General features: G+C 32.8%; 17 protein-coding genes. 13 read left to right on the top strand and 4 right to left on the bottom strand.

Annotated features, from left to right (window positions below; genetic code table 11):
* The first annotated feature begins 6 nt into the window (after positions 1-6).
* The 8 genes from ACQ65V_RS12180 (at position 7) to ACQ65V_RS12145 (ending at position 9,317) form a co-directional block, all read left to right on the top strand.
* Positions 7-957: an ATP-grasp fold amidoligase family protein gene (locus ACQ65V_RS12180; protein WP_430468115.1), complete on the top strand. Its 951-nt coding sequence runs from the start codon at positions 7-9 to the stop codon at positions 955-957.
* Positions 947-2,041 (top strand): glycosyltransferase, encoded by a 1,095-nt coding sequence (locus ACQ65V_RS12175; RefSeq protein WP_430468114.1) that lies wholly within the window; start codon positions 947-949, stop codon positions 2,039-2,041. Before ACQ65V_RS12180 ends, ACQ65V_RS12175 begins: the two co-directional genes overlap by 11 nt.
* A 37-nt stretch (positions 2,042-2,078) precedes the next feature.
* Positions 2,079-3,134: a sugar-transfer associated ATP-grasp domain-containing protein gene (locus ACQ65V_RS12170; protein WP_430468113.1), complete on the top strand. Its 1,056-nt coding sequence runs from the start codon at positions 2,079-2,081 to the stop codon at positions 3,132-3,134.
* Between the two features lie 30 nt (positions 3,135-3,164).
* Positions 3,165-4,217, top strand: a complete 1,053-nt coding sequence (locus ACQ65V_RS12165; protein ID WP_430468112.1) for a sugar-transfer associated ATP-grasp domain-containing protein — start codon at positions 3,165-3,167, stop codon at positions 4,215-4,217.
* Between the two features lie 203 nt (positions 4,218-4,420).
* Positions 4,421-5,572 (top strand): glycosyltransferase, encoded by a 1,152-nt coding sequence (locus tag ACQ65V_RS12160; RefSeq protein ID WP_430468111.1) that lies wholly within the window; start codon positions 4,421-4,423, stop codon positions 5,570-5,572.
* Positions 5,573-5,584: 12 nt separating this feature from the next.
* Positions 5,585-7,489, top strand: a complete 1,905-nt coding sequence (asnB, locus tag ACQ65V_RS12155) for an asparagine synthase (glutamine-hydrolyzing) (protein WP_430468110.1) — start codon at positions 5,585-5,587, stop codon at positions 7,487-7,489.
* Between the two features lie 6 nt (positions 7,490-7,495).
* Positions 7,496-8,629, top strand: a complete 1,134-nt coding sequence (locus ACQ65V_RS12150) for a glycosyltransferase family 4 protein (RefSeq protein ID WP_430468109.1) — start codon at positions 7,496-7,498, stop codon at positions 8,627-8,629.
* A gap of 64 nt (positions 8,630-8,693) precedes the next feature.
* Positions 8,694-9,317: a sugar transferase gene (locus ACQ65V_RS12145; RefSeq protein ID WP_430468633.1), complete on the top strand. Its 624-nt coding sequence runs from the start codon at positions 8,694-8,696 to the stop codon at positions 9,315-9,317.
* Between the two features lie 9 nt (positions 9,318-9,326).
* Here the strand turns inward: ACQ65V_RS12145 and ACQ65V_RS12140 are convergent, their stop codons facing one another.
* Together ACQ65V_RS12140 and ACQ65V_RS12135 are read right to left on the bottom strand one after the other, a co-directional pair.
* Positions 9,327-9,983 (bottom strand): HAD family hydrolase, encoded by a 657-nt coding sequence (locus ACQ65V_RS12140; protein WP_430468108.1) that lies wholly within the window; start codon positions 9,981-9,983, stop codon positions 9,327-9,329.
* Entirely contained in the window at positions 9,967-10,938 is a 972-nt protein-coding gene (locus ACQ65V_RS12135) for an ATP-grasp domain-containing protein (protein ID WP_430468107.1), read from the bottom strand. The genes ACQ65V_RS12140 and ACQ65V_RS12135 overlap by 17 nt, the downstream gene beginning before the upstream one ends.
* 371 nt (positions 10,939-11,309) lie before the next feature.
* On the opposite strand from ACQ65V_RS12135, the gene ACQ65V_RS12130 reads away from it, so the two are divergent.
* Genes ACQ65V_RS12130 through ACQ65V_RS12115 form a run of 4 tightly spaced genes read left to right on the top strand, consistent with a single transcriptional unit; the run spans position 11,310 to position 17,533 of the window.
* Positions 11,310-12,437, top strand: a complete 1,128-nt coding sequence (locus ACQ65V_RS12130) for a DegT/DnrJ/EryC1/StrS family aminotransferase (RefSeq protein WP_430468106.1) — start codon at positions 11,310-11,312, stop codon at positions 12,435-12,437.
* Positions 12,431-14,326, top strand: coding sequence for a polysaccharide biosynthesis protein (locus ACQ65V_RS12125; RefSeq protein WP_155087419.1), 1,896 nt, complete (start codon positions 12,431-12,433; stop codon positions 14,324-14,326). The genes ACQ65V_RS12130 and ACQ65V_RS12125 overlap by 7 nt, the downstream gene beginning before the upstream one ends.
* Before the next feature lie 33 nt (positions 14,327-14,359).
* Positions 14,360-15,136, top strand: a complete 777-nt coding sequence (locus ACQ65V_RS12120) for a polysaccharide biosynthesis/export family protein (protein WP_430468105.1) — start codon at positions 14,360-14,362, stop codon at positions 15,134-15,136.
* 21 nt (positions 15,137-15,157) lie between these two features.
* Positions 15,158-17,533: a GumC family protein gene (locus ACQ65V_RS12115; protein ID WP_430468104.1), complete on the top strand. Its 2,376-nt coding sequence runs from the start codon at positions 15,158-15,160 to the stop codon at positions 17,531-17,533.
* Positions 17,534-17,572: 39 nt separating this feature from the next.
* Here the strand turns inward: ACQ65V_RS12115 and ACQ65V_RS12110 are convergent, their stop codons facing one another.
* Positions 17,573-18,745: a proline dehydrogenase family protein gene (locus tag ACQ65V_RS12110; protein ID WP_430468103.1), complete on the bottom strand. Its 1,173-nt coding sequence runs from the start codon at positions 18,743-18,745 to the stop codon at positions 17,573-17,575.
* A 99-nt stretch (positions 18,746-18,844) separates the two neighbouring features.
* On the opposite strand from ACQ65V_RS12110, the gene aroB reads away from it, so the two are divergent.
* Positions 18,845-19,915 (top strand): 3-dehydroquinate synthase, encoded by a 1,071-nt coding sequence (gene aroB, locus ACQ65V_RS12105; RefSeq protein WP_430468102.1) that lies wholly within the window; start codon positions 18,845-18,847, stop codon positions 19,913-19,915.
* On the opposite strand, the gene ACQ65V_RS12100 is transcribed toward aroB, so the two are convergent.
* On the bottom strand, positions 19,912-20,430 hold the full coding sequence (locus tag ACQ65V_RS12100; protein ID WP_430468101.1) for a DinB family protein: 519 nt from the start codon (positions 20,428-20,430) through the stop codon (positions 19,912-19,914). The two genes, aroB and ACQ65V_RS12100, sit on opposite strands and share 4 nt — an antisense overlap.
* Positions 20,431-20,451 lie beyond the last annotated feature (21 nt).

Here is a 20,451-nt window from a genome sequence, read left to right as displayed (position 1 = left end):
AAATCAATGAGTACTGATTTAAGAAAAAAAGGTTTCAGAAAGAAGGTATCAGATATTTACAAATCTGATCTTGGTTATTATGCGGTAAGACCAGTTTACAAGATATACGAGCTTATTCTCAAAATGATACCTAGTGACGTCTTAGTAAAGAATAGTTTTAAAAAGCACATGGGTTACTCGTTGGATTTAAAAAACCCCAAAACCCTAAACGAAAAAATTAACTGGTTAAAGGTTTATAACAGAAAGGATATCCATACCATAATTGCAGATAAGTACAAAGTACGGGAATATATTAAAGAGAAAATTGGCGAAGAATATTTAATCCCATTACTCTTTCATACGAAAAACCCAGAAGATATTAGACCAGAAAACCTACCAGATGTAGATCATATTATAAAATGCAATCACGATAGTTCTGGTGGTGTTGTGGTACAGGATAAATCAACAATAGATTGGAAGAAAACCAGAAAACGCTTTAAAAGACTTTTAAAACAAAACCACTATTACGCTACTAGAGAATGGCAATATAAAAATATTGAACCAAGGATTGTGGTAGAAAAACTGTTGACCACAGAAGACGGAAACTTACCTGATGATTATAAAATTCACTGTTTTAATGGTAAAGTACAGTTTTTTGGCGTAGATGTAGATAGACACTTGCCTACACGTGGCAGAAATCTATACGACACCAATTGGAATCTCTTACCTTGTAATTGGGGAAGACCAAACGGCAGGGATTTACCAAGACCAGAAAACTTAGAAGAAATGATTGCATTAGCAGAAAAATTAGCTAAGGACTTTATTTACCTGAGAGTCGATTTTTATTCCGTTAAGGGCAAAACCTATTTTGGTGAATTAACATTGCATCAGTCTTCTGGCTTTAGAAAATTTTGGCAGCAAGAATGTGATGAAAAATTTGGTGAATTATTAACATTAACAGAGTTACATGAAAAATAAAATTAAAACGTTTTTTGTATTGCCTACACTCTATGCTGGCGGAGCGGAAAGAGTTATGTCATTCATTGCTCAAAATTTAGATGAAGATCGATTTGATACTACATTAATAATTATAGGTTTAGAAAGTGAAAGTAAATTTAAAGTAGAAGGAATACCTGTAATTTTTCTTAATAAAACTCGAGTGTTAAGAGGTGTATTTAAACTGTTCAGCTTGATCAGAAAACACAAACCACAAATAGTTATAAGCTCACTTTCTCATTTAAATTCAATCATGGGCTATATAGGCTTGTTTTTTCCAAAGATTGTTTTTATTGGGCGTCATGCAAGTATTCTAAATGCACCAAACGAGAAGAAAACAGAAACACCAAAGAAAAAATCGTTCATTGGTTCAATATTCAATTATTTTGTTTTCGGTCTTAAAAAACTCGATTATATCATTTGTCAGTCCTCAGATATGAGGCAAAGTATAATTGAGGGCTATAACGTTGACCGTGATAAAGTTAAGATAATCAATAATCCTATCACACACACTAATGGAATTAAAAAAATACATTTAAATGGTCATAAGATTAAAAAATATATAACCGTAGGTAGGTTAAGTAAAACCAAAGGACATTTAAGAATCTTAGACACTTTAGGAAAAGTTGACTTTCCATTTCAATACACCATAATTGGCGAGGGTGATTATTATGATTTAATAATAGAAAAGATAAAAAAACTAGGATTAGAGGATAAAGTAAAATATATCAATTACACCAATAATGTATTTGAGCACTTGGTAGCACATGATATGTTTTTGCAAGGCTCATATTCCGAAGGGTTTCCCAATGCCCTTTTAGAGAGTTGTGTAGTGGGTGTTCCTGTTATCGCGTTTAATTCTCCAGGCGGTACCAAAGAAATAGTTGAAAATGAGGTCAACGGATTCCTCGTTGAAGATGAAGAAGAATATCTACAAAAGCTTAATGATAAACGAGAATGGGATCCAGAAATAATTAGGGAATCTGTGTATAAAAAATTCAGTAAAAATAAGATAATTGGAGATTATGAAAAGTTATTCTTAGAAGCCTTAAAAAACAAACAATAGACCAATATTTAATATGGTCTTAGCTAAAACCAACTAAATGAGAGCTATAATTGAGACTACTAAATCCGTTATTAAAAAAACCAGAACATATCTTTATCATAACGAACACAATAGAGATGCTCATCGGATTCTAAAAATTGTCGAAAAACAAAAAGGACCTTTTAATCAAAATCATAAGAGGCTTTGTATAGAATATGCCCAAGATGTGTTTGGTGATAAAAAATATGCTCCTTGGCTATTTGTTTATAGCGCATTTGCCAGAGAATTTAAAGAAGGTTGGATTTCCAATAACTATTACGGTCAAATTGTAATACCTAGCATTAATGGTAATTATGGAGTCATTGGAGATAGAAATGCAGTACTAAATGGTCTCTTAAGAGACATGGACACTTTAGATTTAGGTTATTATGTAAATCAATTATTTATAGACACTAATTACAATGCTTTAAGCGAACAAGAGTTAAAAAAACATCTTTTTAAGGATAACGAGAAAGTTGTTTATAAAATTGAAGATTCTCAACGAGGACAAGGAATTTATTTCTTTAAAGAAAAAGACTTCAATACAGACACCATAAAAAAACTAGGTAATGGAGTCTTTCAAAAATATATTATTCAACATCCTTTTTATAATCAATTTACTGATACATCAGTGGCTACAATTCGGATAACTTCGGTTTGTGATGATGAAGGTAATATAGAACCAAGAGTAGGTTACTTTAGGTTTGGACGCAAAAACGATTCCCATGTTATATCAAAATCAGCATTAAAATTACCTTTTAATATTAAAACTGGTGAGCTTTTTGATACAGCCTACTACCCTACCTGGAAACCAACTAAGCATTTACCAGATAATGATGTGGCATTTGCAGGAAAAATATTGCCAGAATTTGATAAGTGCATTGATAAAATAAAGAATATGCACAGCAAGGTTCCATTCATTAGATGTATCGGATGGGATGTTATTGTCAATAATAATAACGATGTTGAACTTATTGAATTAAATGGTGGTCATAGTGGCATAAAATTTAGTGAAACTGTTCAAGGACCTAATTTTAAAGGACTAAACTGGGAAAAATTGCACAAGACAAATTAGCCCTTCGTTAAGCAAAAAAAACTAAAAAAAATGGAGAAATTAAGATCTACCGCCAAATCCATGGTTGAACAAGGAAAATGGTATATGTATCATCTAGGACATAACGCTGAAGCTAAAAAATTATTAAACGTTGTAGAGGCCGAAAAAGGAAGACTAGACCCTACCAAGAAAAAGCTCTGTATTGAATATGCTAAGGATGTTTTTGGCCATAGCAGATATGCTCCATGGCTTTTTGTGTATACTGCATATAATAATGAATTTAGAGAAGGATGGATACCAGACAATTATTATGGCGAAGTTGTTTTACCAAAATTAAATGGAAAATATGGAAGAATCTGTAATAGAAATACTGTTATTAATCATCTTCTTAATGATGCGAGCAACTTAAACCTTTCTTATTTAATCAATAATATAATTTTAGATGCAGATTTAAATATTATAAATGAAAATGAATTAAAAAACAGGTTGTTTCAATTAAACGAAAAAATAGTTTACAAATTAGAAGAGTCTAGGAAAGGAGAAGGAATTTACTTCTTTGACGAGAATTCTTTTGATCTAGATAAGATTAAAGCATTAGGTAATGGTGTCTTTCAGAGGTTTATAGAACAGCATCCTTTTTACACACAGTTTCATGAAAATTCTGTATCAACGATTCGTTTAACTTCAATTTGCAATGATGTCGGTGAAATCGAAGTAAGAGCAGGTTATTTTAGATTCGGTCAAGGCAAGGATACCCACGTTAATTCTTACAGTCAATTTAGAATTCCTATTATCATGAGCGATGGAAGCCTCTATAAAAAGGCTTATTTTGCCGATACAGTATCCACCGACCAAATACCAGGGAATAAATTAGAGTTTTCAGGTATGGTACTGCCAGAATTTAAAAAGTGCATCAGCAAGGTAAAACAAATGCACTCTAAAATACCATTTGTAAGATGTATTGGTTGGGATATAATTGTGAATAAGGACAATGAGGTAGAGATAATAGAAGCTAATGGCGGACATAACGGAATTACATTTAATGAAATGGTGCAAGGCCCATGTTTTAGTGGATTAAACTGGGAAAAATTAAGAAATGCCTAGAATTAAGCTATTAAACACGAAAAATGCTCAACAAATCGAAGAAATGAAAATATACTGCCATTAACTGTTATATTTGACCGAGAAACAAAACGAATTGTTTTTTAACATCAACAAGACAACCTACAAGATTTAAGTGTTGTTGATTTAAATCATTAGTTAATAAGCAATTACATTTGTTTCAAAATAGGTAATTAGAATAAATAATGGCCCCAAAGACCAAAAAAAATATAGCTATACTTAGTATTACTCTAGGTAGCGGAGGTGCTGAGAAAGTAATAAGTCTTCTTCTAAAAGAATTGAGGAAGGACTACAATGTTACTTTGGTGCTTTTCCATAATACTATTCATTTTCCTATTCCAGATGGAGTAACTACCAAAATACTATCTGACAACCCACCAGACAGAGCATTTTATTTAAAATTCATAGATACTTTTAGATATATTATAAAATATTATCGTTTCGTAAAGCGTAATGAAATTGACATTTCCATATCATTTCTAGCGTTTCCGAATTTAATTAATGGAATTGTTTCTACTTTTAATAAAAAAGTAAAAACCATTATTAGCGAGAGAGGTTTTCCTTCCGATAATGTAACAAGTAAGTTGTCGTTTTACATTTCAAAATTATTCTACCCTGTTTTTTATAATAGATGTACTAAATTGTTTTCTAACTCGGTACACATCAACAATGATTTAAGAGATAATTTTCGTGTAAAAATACCAATGGAGGTTATTTATAACCCTATTGAACTGCCTGAACAAACCATTGACCCTAGCAGTCTCAATACAAAAACAGAAACATTAAAAGCAATTACCGCTGGCACACTGAATAAGCGAAAAAATCAGATAATGATTATTAGAGCCATTCAAAATTCTAGTTTAGACTATGATTTTACAATTTTAGGTGGTGGAGATTTACGAGATTATCTTTCGGAAGAAATCGTTAAAGCCAATCTCGAAAATAGCGTAAATCTAGGTGGTCGCGTAAAGAATGTCAATGAACATTTATTATCTAGTCAGTGTTTTGTGTTATGTTCATTTACAGAAGGATTTCCTAATGCGTTGTTAGAAGCTATGGCTATTGGGTTACCATGTATTTCTTCTAATTGTCTTTCGGGTCCGTTAGAGTTATTGAATGAAAACGAGGATATCTCAATTGAAAATGGCGAATTTCATATTGGAAAATATGGGTTGCTTGTCAACAATGATGACCATATAGGTTTAAGCAAAGCCATGGATTATTTTCATCAAAACCCGCAAGAAAGAGAGAAATACAGTAAGCTTAGTTTAGAGCGCGCTACGCAATATAATTTAGAGAATATTTATTCTAAATTTAAAAGATTTATAGAAAGTTAATTAACCAAAGATATGTGTGGAATTAATGGCATTATAGCCAAGACCAACCGAGACAAGAATGAGTTAACTTCCATTCTTAATAATATGAATGATCTTATCATTCATAGAGGTCCTGATGAAGATGGTGTGTTTTCGGAAGAAAACAATAACTTCTCCGTTGGTATGGCAATGCGTAGACTATCCATTATAGATTTATCCTCTGGGCAACAGCCTATTTTTACAGATGATAAACAAATTGTTATCGTTTTTAATGGCGAAATCTACAACTATAGAGAAATAAAAGCCAGGATCGAGGCTGAAGGAGTTACTTTTAACACTTCTAGTGATACTGAAGTGATTTTAAAAGCCTACGAAAAATATGGTGTTGAATCCTTCCAATGGCTAGATGGCATGTATGGCTTCAGCATTTATGATAAAAAAATGAACAAACTGTTTATTGCCAGAGATTTCTTTGGTGAAAAACCATTGTATTACACGCATACGGACAAGGAGTTTATTTGGGCATCAGAATTAAAATCCATTATCAATACTATTGATTTTCAGCCTAATATTTCAAAAACAGGATTGAATCTCTATTTTAGGTTAACCTATATTCCTGCTCCACATACTATTTATGAAAACATTCACAAGTTAGAAGCTAATCATTATATAGAATACGATTTAGCATCACATCAAACCAGTATTCATAAAATAAACGTAGAACCAAAGCCAAAAACATCTAACATATCGTTTGAAGATGCCAAAGCAAAAACTAAAGACTTGGTTTACAATAGTGTAGACAGCAGATCTATTGCAGATGTAGGATTAGGTACGTTTTTGTCTGGTGGTGTGGATTCATCAATAATTTCATTATGCTTATCGCAAACCACAGATAAAAAAATTGACACTTTTTCAATTGGTTTTAAAAAGGCATCTTATGATGAAACTGACAAGTCTAGAGTCGTTGCCAAAATGATTAACAGTAACCATCATGAGTTTATCATTGATGAAGACGACCTTAAAAATAATATCCACGAGATTTTAGTGAATTTTGATGAGCCATTTTCAGATACTGCAGCTTTACCCACGCACCTACTTTCAGAAAAAACTAGAGAGCACGTTACTGTAGCACTAACTGGTGATGGTGGTGACGAAGTATTTGGCGGTTACAACAAATACTATATAGGTAAAATGAACAAACGATACACAGGTGTTATGCCAAAAGGACTTCACAAAGTTGTATCAAAGTTAAGTAACAAATACCTTGTAGATAAAGATGATAAGCGTGGTAGAAATTTTAAAATCAACAAATTATTAAATGCTATTGATTATGAAGGTGATTTCTATTGGGATATTATTTCTCTAGCTAATACAAGCAATCTATTAAAAGAAATTTTAAAGCCAGAGCATTTTGAGAGCAATCTTTTTCAAGAATATAAAGATGTTCTCGGGAAACAAAAAATTGAGTCCTTAACCGATTTTAGGTTGGTGGATAAAATTTTAAGCTTAGAAGGCGGTATGTTGGCTAAAGTAGACAGAACAAGTATGATGACTTCTTTAGAATGTAGAGCTCCGTTCTTAAATAGAGAGATTTGGGAATTTACTAATATACTACCAGAAGATTATTTAATGAAAGGTTGGAATAAAAAGTATATTCTAAAAGAAGCTTTCAGAGATCAGTTCCCTGATGAATTTTTAGAAAAAGGTAAAAGTGGATTCGGTAGTCCAACTGGCGATTGGTTAAGACAAAGCTTAAGAAAGGAACTAGAGAGTTACATAGATCCTAATTTTCTTAAAGAACAAGGTCTTTTCAACGTAGAGGTAATAACCAACCTCGTAAAAGATCACTTAGAAAGTAAAAAAGATAGTACGTTTAGAGTTTGGTCTTTCTACTGTTTTCAAAAATGGTATAAATTTAATTTTCTTAAAAAAAGCTAATACAAAATGGAGAAAAAAAGAATATTACTTATAGCTTCATTTGACGGATCACTCATTAGATTTAGAGGGGATTTCATCAAAAGCCTTGTAGATTACGGTTTTGAGGTTTTTGCTGCTGCTCCGAGCTTTGCAGAGAAAAACAGTGAACGCATTAAAGAGCTTGGTGCTACTCCTGTTCAGTTTAACTTACAGCGTACAGGTCTTAATCCCATAAAAGATTTTAAATCTATACGAGAATTAAAGTCTATCATAAAAGAAAATAAAATAGACTTAGTCTTTCCTTATACCGTTAAGCCCGTAATTTACGGCTCTATGGCTGCTAATATGTGTAATGTACCTGTAGTATCGTTAATTACTGGTTTGGGGTATACGTTTACGGGCCTATCCTCTAAAGCTAGACTACTCCAACGTTTTAATGAAACATTGTATAAATTATCGATTAGAAAAAATAAATGCATCGTTTTTCAGAATACTGATGATCATCAACTTTTATTAGATAGAAATGTAATTTCAAAAAACCAAAAAGCAGGTTTTGTCAGTGGCTCGGGCATTAACCTAGACAAATTTAGATTTAAGGAAAAAAGTCCTTCAGATAAAGTCAGCTTTCTATTTATAGCAAGACTTATAAAAGAAAAAGGCGTTGCATTGTACATGGAAGCCGCAAAAGCTTTAAAGGCAAAATATCCTAAAGCAGAGTTTCACTTAATTGGCGCTCCAGAAATATCACCATCTGCAATTAGTGAAGAAGAACTTAAACAATTGCATAAAGAAGGCATAATTATTTTTCATGGCGAGCAAAGAAATATTGAAGAGCACTTACATGAAAAAGATATTTTTGTATTACCAAGTTATTACAGAGAAGGACTACCTAGGACTTCACTAGAGGCTTGTGCATGTGGAAACCCTATAATTACTACTGACTCTGTAGGCTGTAGAGAATCTGTAAAAGAAGGTGTAAATGGATTTTTAATTGAACCACAAAATCTAGATGCACTTATAAAGCCAATGGAATATTTTATTACAAATCCCCACAAAATAAAGGAAATGGGTATTAACAGTAGAAAATATGCTGAAGAACGGTTTGACGTAAATATTATCAATAACGATTTAATAGCTATTATAAACGAGAGTTTAAATTAAACTGAATTGCACCCCATATTAATTGAACTTAGATAACAACAAAAATCCTACTACGATGAAAAAAATATATAGACTTTTTATTAAGCGAATTGCAGATTTTATCGCTTGCCTCATCGGCCTTATATTAATATCACCGTTATTAATAACTCTAGTTGTAATCCTCGCTATTGTTAATAAAGGAAAACCTTTCTTTTATCAGCCTAGAGCTGGTATAAATGGCAAACCTTTTACAATTATAAAATTGAAAACCATGACTGATGCTGTAGACAGTGAGGGAAATCTTTTGCCAGCCGTAGAGAGAGTAACAAAAATTGGTAATTTCTGCAGAAAATATTCATTAGATGAGATCCCTCAGTTGATTAATGTTATTAAAGGCGATATGAGTCTTATTGGCCCTAGACCGTTATTGATTTTATATTTAGATTTATATAATGAAGAGCAAGCAAAGAGACAAGATGTTTTACCAGGCATAACCGGATGGGCACAAGTCAATGGTAGAAATGCTATAAGTTGGGAAGAAAAGTTTGATTTTGATGTCTATTATGTTGAAAACCAGTCATTTTTACTTGACTTGAAGATTCTGTTCAAGACTATAGACAAAGTAATTAATCGTAAGGATATAAACAATTCTGATGAGGTAGATATGCCTAGGTTTACTGGAACCAAAAGTGAACCTTCCCAAGCATAAAAATTAGTTTCAAACTATATTGAGTTCTTTATAAGAATCGATAAGGAATTTTGGAAAAAACTCTTCTTTTAAATTTTCATCTACTTGGCAGTGAATGTTTAAACCATTATCTATTAAACCAATTGTTTTCCATCCCATTGCATTAGGGGAGACAAAATCCTTACTAATGTTATCTCCAATGTAGTAGTATACTCTAGCAGGCATGGCCTCTTCTACAACCTTAAAGTTTTGCTCATTTGGTTTTTCTGTTCCCAAGGCTTCAGATATAATAATTTCACTAAACAAGTCCTTAATCCCTAAAGCTTCAATTTTTGCCATTTGGGTTTTTACTCTACCATCTGTAATGATTGCGAGGCTCCCTCCTTTACGCTTTATGTCTGTAAGAGTTTCGTATGCGTAATCAAATAACGAAATCTTAGGATTGTGATTACGGTAAGTTTCTATTAGATCCTTTACTTCAGCTTTATAGTTATTAGCCAAGTACCGAAAAACATTGTCGCCTTCTCTGTACTTAGCAAACATGTTTCTATACAGCGATTTTCTGTTTGCAGGATCTAGGTCATTGGCAATAAACTTATACGCGGATTTTAAATATTCTATTTCGTTATATAGCGTATCATCTAAATCAAAAACTATAACTGTATGCTTATCAACCTTTATATCCATGGACTAAAACTTCATCATCATATCTAATCATTAATAAATCATTCTCCCAACTGTCAAACTTGTCCTCAATGGTTTTACCTAACAAATACTCTTCAATAATCCATTTTGGAAAATTAGCACCAGCTAAATAAGACAAAGGATATCCACCTCCAAATCTTGGGTTGATTTCTATCCCATAGATTTTATCATCATCCTCTTTGTGGAGAAAAAACTGAGCAGTAATACAGCCCGTCGCTCCTTCAATATAATTCAATCTTTCTTTTATATAACCCACAAGAGCATTATTCTGGGCAACAGCCTTGTAAACTTCACCCTCTCTTACTTCCAACCTTTTTCTAGGCACAACACATTTTAAATTACTGTGCCTATCATAATATAAGTCGCAAGTAAACTCGTCATAAATATCATGATCCAAGTATTCTAAAAACATTAGTTTTTCGTTGGAAAAATGCTCCGCTGTTAAATCCTTTTCTTTGTTAATAATAAATGTATTTACACTTCTACTGCCATCAATAGGTTTTATAAAAAGCGGCAATTCGTACTTATCCTTTTCATATTCTCTAGCGATAGTGATACCGTTAGATTTAAAAAATTTATGAATAATTCTTTTATCCCTACATTTTTTTACAAACTCTGGTGAAGAAATGAGCACCTTTACACCTATGGCTTCAAACAGGTGATTTTTACTAGCAAGAAGAAGTAATTCTGTATCTATTGTAGGAATGATTAGCTTAATGCAATTCTCGTCACATAAATTCAATAAGAACTCAATGTAGGAAGATTCGTCTAAAGCTGGCACTTCAAAATATTCATCCGCCACCTGACAGCCGGCTGATAGTATAGGACTAACATCTGACGCAAAAACTTTAGCTTCAGAAAAAAAACCTTTAAGTTCTTTTTGAAAAGCCCTCACTAAAGACACTCGCCTACCAACTGAGGTAATTAAAATATTCATTCTATCGATTTATGGCAAAAAATAATACAATTCAAATATACTTTCATTTAGGATTTATTGAGAATAGCAGCTATGAATAACTTAAAAATTCGGTAAAGTTTATACTTACAATTGGTCCGATTTTTAACAAAAACTATAACATACAAAAGCACAAAATAAATGTTTTAACCATAATTTAAGTCATTTATTTCAAAATAATTAAGTGAAGAATAGTAGCTTTATGTAACAACGTAAATATTTGCTTTTTATCGTCTTTATTTGGGGTGTGACACATTATTAACGCATATTTAAACCGATTTTAAATCGTGTCCCAAATCCCTCTAAGACATGAAATTGAGATAGTAATGCAAATTACTTAACAATTCTTGCTTATGAAACCTAAAATATGGTTGTCGTCACCTCACATGAGTGGTGCCGAACAGACTTACATAAAAGAAGCCTTTGACACTAATTGGGTAGCGCCTTTGGGTCCAAATGTAAATGGCTTTGAAAATGACTTACAATCTTATCTTAATGAAGATTGCCATGTTGCAGCATTAGCATCAGGCACATCTGCTTTACATTTAAGTCTCATTTTATTAGGAGTTTCTTCAGGAGATGAAGTAATCTGCCAAAGCAAAACGTTTTCGGCTTCAGCTAACCCTATAGCTTATCAAGGTGCAACACCAGTCTTTATTGACAGCGAAAGGGATACATGGAACATGTGCCCTGAACAATTAGAAATTGCCATTAAAGACAGAATGACTAAAGGAAAAAAGCCTAAAGCCATAATCCCTGTGCATTTGTATGGTATGCCTTATAAAGTTGAAGAAATACACAAAATAGCTAAAGAATATAATATTCCAGTAGTTGAAGACAGTGCAGAATCCCTAGGCAGTCAATATAAAGGTCAAAATTGTGGGACTTTTGGTGATTTATCAATTTTATCTTTTAACGGAAATAAAATTATTACTACTTCTGGTGGTGGTGCTTTGGTTACAAAAACAAAAGAGCAAAAACAAAAAGCAGTTTTCCTAGCGACTCAGGCCAGAGATAATGCACCGCATTACCAACATTCTCATATAGGTTATAATTACAGAATGTCAAATATTGTAGCTGGTATAGGCAGAGGTCAAATGACAATCTTAAATAGCCACGTGGCAAAACGTCGCTCTAACCACGAGTTATATCTTAATTCGTTGAAAGACAATAATAACATAACATTTTTACAAGAGCCAGAAGGTCATTTTTCTAACCGTTGGTTAACAGCTGTCTTATTAGATTCTAAAGAAACTAGAGAAGACTTAAGGCTTGCGCTTGAAAAAGAAAATATAGAGTCTAGACCATTATGGAAACCTATGCACCAACAACCTATTTTTAAAGATTCACCTAGCTATATAAATGGTGTTGCTGATGAATTATTTGATAGAGGGCTATGTTTACCAAGTGGCTCAAATCTTACTAATGAAGAATTGGATAGAGTAATTTCTGCCATAAATACGTATTTTGCAGTATGTTAGTTGATTTCTTACATAAAATCTCACAGCGATATGCCTCAAAATGGCTAGTGCTATTATTTGATGTGTCTATTGTTGTGGCAATGTTTTTCTTGGCATATGTAATACGGTATAACTTTCAGTTTGATTTTGATATACTATTGATTTTACAACAGATACCTTATGTTGCTGTTGTTGCTGCCATTAGTTTAATAGCTGTGGGATCCCATAAAGGAGTAGTAAGGTTTACTGGCTTTAAAGATATTGTCAATGTTATTATAGGCGCCAATATATTGGCAACTATACTTATTTGCTTTACTTTTTTAAGTAGAAAATTTTTAGGGGATGACACTCTATTTAATATTTCTGGTTCAGTTATTTATATTCATTTATTGTTAAATATCCTGTTTTTAATCGGAGCCAAATTATTTATAAAATCTCTTTACAATCAAATAACTCAAGATTTTAAGACTATTTCAAACGTATTGATTTTTGGCGCTGGTAATTCAGGGATGCTTACCTATGACGCCATTCAGAATGATACCAAAAGCGGTTTGGAAGTTGTTGGTTTTATTGATGACGATGAGCGTAAAATAGGAAAGAAAATAAACCTTCTTAAGGTTCACAACATCAATGAGATTGACGAGAAGTTTATAAAAAAACATAAAGTTGAAGATGTAATTATCTCTATTCAAAATATTGATCCTACAAGGCTTTTACAAATAACCGGAAACTTATTTGCTTTAGGGCTTAAAGTAAAGATTGTTCCACCAGTACAAAGCTGGATAGATGGTGACTTAAGTGTTGGTCAGATAAAAGAGGTTAAAATTGAAGACTTGCTAGGTAGAGACCCTATCAATATTAAAAATCCAGATTTAGAAGAGCAGTACGACAATAAAGTTATATTGATTACTGGCGCCGCAGGATCAATAGGTAGTGAAATATGCAGAAAAATAAGTCTTTATAATTATAAAAAATTAATACTTGTTGACAATGCAGAATCTGCACTATATGATATTCAACAAGAGTTTAGACAACAAGGTCTTACAAATATTGATGCTATAGTTGCAGACGTAAGAAATAAATCTAGAATAGACCAAATATTTAATCAATATAAACCAAAAATGGTGTTTCATGCAGCTGCCTACAAGCATGTTCCTCTTATGGAGAACAATCCATATGAAGCTGTTAGCGTTAATATTGGAGGCACAAAAAACGTAGCTGATATAGCAGTTAAACATAGTGTAGATAAGTTTGTTTTAATTTCTACAGATAAAGCTGTAAACCCTACTAACGTTATGGGTGCAACAAAGCGAATTGCTGAGCTTTATGTAACATGTCTTAAGGGTAAAGGACACACTAAGTTTATAACTACAAGATTTGGCAATGTGCTAGGTTCAAATGGCTCTGTTATACCTCTATTTAAAAAACAAATTGAAAAAGGCGGTCCATTAACTGTTACACATAAAGATATAACACGTTACTTTATGACCATACCAGAAGCTTGTCAATTGGTATTGGAAGCAGCCGCAATGGGTAATGGTGGCGAGATCTTTGTTTTTGATATGGGTGAACCAATAAAGATATTTAGCTTGGCCACAAATATGATTATCCTATCAGGATTACGTTATCCTGAAGATATAGATATAAAAATCACAGGACTTAGACCTGGCGAAAAAATCTATGAGGAGCTTTTGGCCGATGGTGAAAACACAAAGAAAACTTATCATGAAAAAATAATGATTGCTAAGTCTAGACGTGTAGATATTGATGAGGTTGAAAAACAAATCAATAAGCTTACAACTATTAAGACTCTAACACAACCGCTGGAAATAGTATCATTGATAAAACATTTAATACCAGAATATATATCCAATAATTCAACTTATGAAGTATTGGACACAAAAAAATAAGCCAAATTATAAACTATACCTAAAAAACAAAAAATGAAAACTCGTAATCTTATTATTCCAATATTAGCCTTTTTAATGTTGTCTTCTTGTGGTTCACGTAAAAACATTATTTACTTTCAAGACGAGCCCTTAGAGGGAGATGTAACAATGTCCGAACCTAAGCAATTAATCTATAAGCCAGACGATATCTTGACTATTAACGTCGCTGCTTTAGACCCAGACACTGTAAGGCCTTTTAACCTTTCATTGGTTTCTGGAGGAACCTCTGATGTTGTTAATGCTAGAGGTGGGCTACAACAACAAACGTATCTTGTAGATTATGATGGCAATATTGAGTTTCCTGTATTGGGAACTTTAAAAATAGCAGGCTTAACAAGAACAGAGTTAACGGACATGTTAACCGAAAGAATAAGCGAATATGTAACTGACCCAATCGTAAATGTAAGATTGGCCAATTTTACCGTAACCATTTTAGGTGAAGTTAGAAATCCAGGCACGTTTACCATACAAGACGAAAGAATAACAATACTTGAAGCTCTAGGTTTGGCTGATGATTTAACAATTTTTGGCAAGCGTAAAAATGTGCTTTTAGTAAGAGAGGTTGATGGAAAAAAGAAATATGCTAAAATAGATCTAACTACAGTTAATGTAGTTAACTCACCTGTGTATTACCTTCAACAAAACGATGTTATTTATGTAGAACCGAACAATGCAAAAATTCGTTCATCTACATATAACCAAAATAATTCAGTATTAATTTCTGCTATCGGTACACTTACTACCATTGTAGCAGTATTCTTAGTAAAATAATATATTACCTTTAAGTTCTTTATGGAATCTAAAACAAATTCAGTAACAGCAGATATAAAACAAAAAGTAGAGCTCTTCCTTTCTTATTGGAAATGGATTGCTCTTTCTGTTATTATAGCCATTGCTATAGGCTATACCTATTTGCGTTACACAACTTATGAGTACCAAGCCTCTGCAACAATTAAAATACGAGATGAAAAACAAGCAACCAAATTGCCGAGCATCGAGGAAATTAGTAGCGAGGGCTTGTTTTCAGGTGGTACAGATAAAATAAAGGACGAAATTCAGATTATAAAATCGCGTACTTTGATGGAGAACATCATTAAAACGCTTAACCTCAATATTCGCATTTTTAATCAAGGTAAAATAAAAGAAAAAGAACTATATGAAGACCCACCTATAAGTCTCAGTTTCTTTGAAAGCGATTCTATCATTAATAATGTAAGAGCTAATATATTTATCAAAGTAAAATCAGATTCGGAATTTATACTTTTTAAAGATGATGGAAAGTCTTTTATAGATAGAAATGAATCTGAAGGAAAACTATATGCATTTGGTGATAAAATTGACACCAATTATGGAGGCATCGTTCTAGTTCCCAACTTAGAATCAGACTCATTTATAATAGGAAGAAATTTAAAAATAACCATCACACCTGTATCTAGGCTTGTTAGTTACTTTCAAAAAAGCGTCAGTGCATATACGGAAAAAGGCTCTAGTGTTATTACGTTAGAATTAAAAGAAACAGTAGCCCAAAAAGCAGTTGACTTTCTAAATCAACTTATTAAAGAATATAACAACGACGTATTACACGATAAAGAAGAAGTTGTTAGAGTAACTTCAGAGTTTATCAATAAACGTCTAGAACAAGTACAGGAGGAATTAGGCCAGGTAGAATCTACTGCAGAACAGGTACAACAAAAGAACAACCTTACTGACCTTGGCTCGCAAACCAATCTGAATCTACAAGCAAAAAAACAATTAGATCAACAGATTTCTACAACTGCTACAAATATTCAGATGATCTCTTATTTACAAGAAGAATTGAATGATGAAAGTAAGTTTAGTGACATGTTGCCCGCAAATGTAGGTATTGGAGATTCTAATACATCTCAAATCATTAAAAGTCATAATGAATTAGTTGCCCAAAGAGATAGGGTTTTAAAAAATTCCACAGAGAAAAACCCTGTTGTGGTTCAGTTGAACAATCAGATTGATCAATTAAAAAACAATCTTGAAAGTTCATTGAACAGTATGAAAAAAACGTCTGAGCTTACACTAAATAATTTGAATTCTGAAAGCAATAGAATTAGTGGTCAACTCTATGTAGCGCCATCAAAAGCCAGAACTTTGAGAGGAGTACAGAGGCAACAAGATATAAAGGAGTCTCTTTATTTATATTTATTAGAAAAGCGTGAAGAATCTGCAATTAGATTAGGCATGTACCAACCTAATGCTAAAATTGTTGATGATGCTTATTCATCATACAGGCCTGTCGCGCCAAATCCAACCCTTACGTATTTAGCAGCATTAATATTTGGTCTTATGATTCCGCTCGGATTGATATATGTATCTGATATGTTAGATACTAAACTCTATCAAAAAAATGACTTAGTAAGTATTTTAGACATTCCATATTTAGGCGACATACCTCAGTCCTCTAAAAATGTTAGACTTGTTAAAAAAGCTGATTATTCACCAAAAGCAGAAGCATTCAGAATTGTTAGATCTAATGTAGATTTCATGCTTAAAGGTATCAATGGTAGGGCTAAAAAGATTTTTGTTACGTCAACTAAAGCTCAAGAAGGTAAGTCACACACCAGTACCAATTTAGCGACTTCTATTTCTTTTTCACAAAAATCTGTTTTATTAGTTGAAATGGACATTAGGGTACCAAAAATCTTAGATTATCTCTATATAAAAGAAAAACCTAAAAAAGGATTAACAGATTATTTGGCTGACTCTTCTGTAAAAGCACAAGACATAGTTTTAAAACATAAAGATAATCCGTACTTAGATATAATTCCTTCTGGCACAATCCCACCAAATCCATCAGAGTTATTGATGAGTGACAGAGTTGAAGAACTTTTTAAGTACTTCGAGAAAAAATATGATTATATAATAGCAGATACTTCTGCTGTTGGGTTGGTAAGCGACACTTTATTAATCTCAAATTTTGCAGATATGTTTATCTATGTTGTAAGTGCTGATGGTGTTGACAAAAGACATCTAGTACATGTTGCAAAAACATTATATGAAGAAAAACGTTTACCAAATATGACGATGCTGTTAAACGGAGTTAAACCAGGAGCTAAAGGGTACGGTTATGGCTATGGTTATGGAGATAATCCTGATAACAAAAAGAAATGGTACCAGAAGATTTTTAAGCGCAAATAACTTTTCAAATACAAAATGCCTCGTCTTATGATGAGGCATTTATAGTTTACGCCTTTTCTTTTCAGTTTTTAATAAAGATAATTCTCTGTTAGTTTGCCCAGCCACAGAAGTGTTCTCCTCTGCCCTTCTTATTAAATAAGGCATAACGTCCTTAACTGGTCCAAAAGGGATGTATTTTGCAACATTATAGCCTTTAGCCGCCAAGTTGTAACTAATATGGTCACTCATGCCATATAATTGGCCAAACCAAACGTTGTTATCTTCTTTATTGATATTGTACTTTTCCATAAGTTCCATAGAGAGGTAACAACTTTCTTCGTTATGAGTACCAATAAATACCGAGATGTCTTTTAAGTTTTCTAAAATATAAACAAGGGTAGTATTGAAGTTGTCGTCTGTGGCTTTTTTGTTTTCACAGATCGGAGATTCATAACCCTTTTCTTCTGCTCTAGCACGTTCTTTCTCCATGTAGGCACCACGGACAATTTTCATGCCTACTTTAAATCCATTTTCTTTAGCACGTTGATGCAAACCTTTAAGATAATCCAATCTATCCCAACGATAACACTGCAAAGTATTATAAACAATGGTGTTTTCAGTATTGTAAATACGCATCATATCCTCAACCAAATCATCTGCTGCATCTTGCATCCAGCTTTCTTCACCATCAATCAATACTTCAACATCCTTTTCCTTGGCGAGTTTACAAACCGCATCAAACCTAGCAACTATTCTATCCCATTCGGCTTGTTCGTCTGTTGTCAAATCTTTTCCTTCGGTTTTCTTCTGATAAAGATAAAACCTTCCAAAACCAGTGGGCTTAAAAACGACTATTGGCATAGCCTCTCTTTCGTCACAGAAATTAATGATTTTCAATATCTTTTCTACAGCGTTATCAAATTGTGCTTCAGTCTCCTTTCCCTCTACTGAATAATCTAAAACAGAACTCACACTTTTAGTGTAGAGCTTATCTATAACTGGCAAACAATCTTCCTCATTTACACCTCCACAAAAATGATCAAAAACCGTAGAACGAATTAAGCCTTCAACGGGCAAATTGGCTTTAAGAGCAAAATTAGTTGCAGCAGTACCTATACGCACCAAAGGTTGCGAGGAAATCATTTTAAATAAAAAGTAAGCGCGTTCTAATTCAGAATCAGATTTTAACGCAAAGGCCGTAGCTGTGTCTTCAAATAGTGACCGATCTATCATAGGCTATAGAATATTAATGCAAATATATTTAAACCAAAGCTTATTTTTTTCTAAAAAAAGGGAGTATTTTCACAGCGATAATTTAGGAACTTTTTTGGTATGAAATCCATCACTACAAAAAATGCTATAGTACACTTTAATTCAAAGGTTTACTCAGAATTAAGCTCATATATAAAATCTTCTAAGCCTTCTAAAATATTCATTCTTGTTGATACTAATACCCATGAATATTGTCTGCCAAAATTTTTATCTCAATTAGAATCCGAAGATATTGTTGTAGAGGTTATGGAAATGCCAGAAGGAGAAGATCATAAAACCATAGATATCTGCACAGGTGTTTGGGAAGCTCTGTCAGAATACGAAGCTGATCGTAAGAGCCTACTAATTAATCTAGGTGGTGGAGTTGTAACAGATCTTGGAGGTTTTGTGGCAAGTACATATATGAGAGGTATAGACTATATAAATGTTCCTACATCTTTGCTGGCCATGGTTGATGCTTCTGTGGGAGGAAAAACAGGTGTTGATCTTGGTGTGTTAAAAAACCAAATAGGCATTATCAGTGAAGGTAGTATGGTTTTAATTGACACGTCTTATTTAGAGACCTTACCTCCTAACCACATGGTGTCTGGTTATGCGGAAATGCTAAAGCATGGATTAATTTATGATAAAGGCTATTGGGAAAATTTGGTGAATTTTGAAAATATGGACATTTCAGAATTAGACAAATTGATATATGATTCTGTAATTATTAAAAATACCATAGTTTCTCAAGACATAAAAGAACAAGGCCTAAGAAAAACATTGAACTTTGGACACACCTTGGGACATGCCATCGAAAGTTATTTTTTAAGCAACGCGGACAAAACACCGTTGTTACATGGTGAAGCAATCGCTATAGGAATGGTGCTAGAATCATACCTATCAACAAAGGTCTGTGGTTTATCGACTGATGAATTTAAAAAAATAAAGGAAGGCATTTTAAAAACATTCTCAAAAGTCAATATTGAAAAAAGAGATCAGGACGTTATTATTGACTTCTTGAAGCATGACAAAAAGAACAGTCATGGAAAGGTAAATTTTGTGCTCTTAGAATCTATCGGAAAACCAAAAATTGATTGCGAAGCAAATAACGACCTTATTCTCGAAGCTTTTAAAGATTATAATTCCTAAAGGTATCTTTGCTTTATCACCTGTATATGGTGATTTTCATGACCCACAATTATGTAACCCAGTGCTCTTACTGAAATTGGAAAGCCACTGGCCTCACCCATTTTTAAAAGTGTTTCACGATCAAAGCTTTGAAAAAGAGATATGGTAGCAAGTCTTACGCTTTTATATTCTTCTATGAGGTTTTCTAAAGAACGCTTTTTAGCATTACCACTCACTACATAACCATCTTGTTCAAAGCCAGCTAAAGGCGTCTTATCTCCCCTTGAAATACGTAGAGCCCTATATGAAAAGACCCTTTCGGTATCAATAATGTGAAGCAAAGTATCTTTTATTGTCCATTTATCTTCCGCATAAGCATAATCATGTTTTTCATAAGGCAGCTTCGAATAAAAATCTATAACGCTATCAAAACTTGATTTTAAGCCTTTTAATATATCAACATCAGAAGCCTTATCAATATAAGCCTTGTAGTATGGATTGTATTCTTTAATATTTATAGTTTCTGAAATCATCATCAAAAGTTTTTAAACAAAAAG

Source organism: Winogradskyella ouciana (assembly GCF_965284585.1).
GTDB lineage: Bacteria > Bacteroidota > Bacteroidia > Flavobacteriales > Flavobacteriaceae > Winogradskyella > Winogradskyella ouciana.
Note: the sequence above shows the minus strand (reverse complement) of the source record. Positions and strands in the feature narration are given on the sequence as shown.

Bases quoted from the DNA above. Each gene is read 5' to 3' on its own strand.
- ACQ65V_RS12180 (WP_430468115.1), top strand. From the start codon at position 7: ATGAGTACTGATTTAAGAAAAAAAGGTTTCAGAAAGAAGGTATCAGAT.
- ACQ65V_RS12175 (WP_430468114.1), top strand. From the start codon at position 947: ATGAAAAATAAAATTAAAACGTTTTTTGTATTGCCTACACTCTATGCT.
- ACQ65V_RS12170 (WP_430468113.1), top strand. From the start codon at position 2,079: ATGAGAGCTATAATTGAGACTACTAAATCCGTTATTAAAAAAACCAGA.
- ACQ65V_RS12165 (WP_430468112.1), top strand. From the start codon at position 3,165: ATGGAGAAATTAAGATCTACCGCCAAATCCATGGTTGAACAAGGAAAA.
- ACQ65V_RS12160 (WP_430468111.1), top strand. From the start codon at position 4,421: ATGGCCCCAAAGACCAAAAAAAATATAGCTATACTTAGTATTACTCTA.
- asnB (WP_430468110.1), top strand. From the start codon at position 5,585: ATGTGTGGAATTAATGGCATTATAGCCAAGACCAACCGAGACAAGAAT.
- ACQ65V_RS12150 (WP_430468109.1), top strand. From the start codon at position 7,496: ATGGAGAAAAAAAGAATATTACTTATAGCTTCATTTGACGGATCACTC.
- ACQ65V_RS12140 (WP_430468108.1), bottom strand. From the start codon at position 9,983: ATGGATATAAAGGTTGATAAGCATACAGTTATAGTTTTTGATTTAGAT.
- ACQ65V_RS12135 (WP_430468107.1), bottom strand. From the start codon at position 10,938: ATGAATATTTTAATTACCTCAGTTGGTAGGCGAGTGTCTTTAGTGAGG.
- ACQ65V_RS12130 (WP_430468106.1), top strand. From the start codon at position 11,310: ATGAAACCTAAAATATGGTTGTCGTCACCTCACATGAGTGGTGCCGAA.
- ACQ65V_RS12125 (WP_155087419.1), top strand. From the start codon at position 12,431: ATGTTAGTTGATTTCTTACATAAAATCTCACAGCGATATGCCTCAAAA.
- ACQ65V_RS12120 (WP_430468105.1), top strand. From the start codon at position 14,360: ATGAAAACTCGTAATCTTATTATTCCAATATTAGCCTTTTTAATGTTG.
- ACQ65V_RS12115 (WP_430468104.1), top strand. From the start codon at position 15,158: ATGGAATCTAAAACAAATTCAGTAACAGCAGATATAAAACAAAAAGTA.
- ACQ65V_RS12110 (WP_430468103.1), bottom strand. From the start codon at position 18,745: ATGATAGATCGGTCACTATTTGAAGACACAGCTACGGCCTTTGCGTTA.
- aroB (WP_430468102.1), top strand. From the start codon at position 18,845: ATGAAATCCATCACTACAAAAAATGCTATAGTACACTTTAATTCAAAG.
- ACQ65V_RS12100 (WP_430468101.1), bottom strand. From the start codon at position 20,430: ATGATGATTTCAGAAACTATAAATATTAAAGAATACAATCCATACTAC.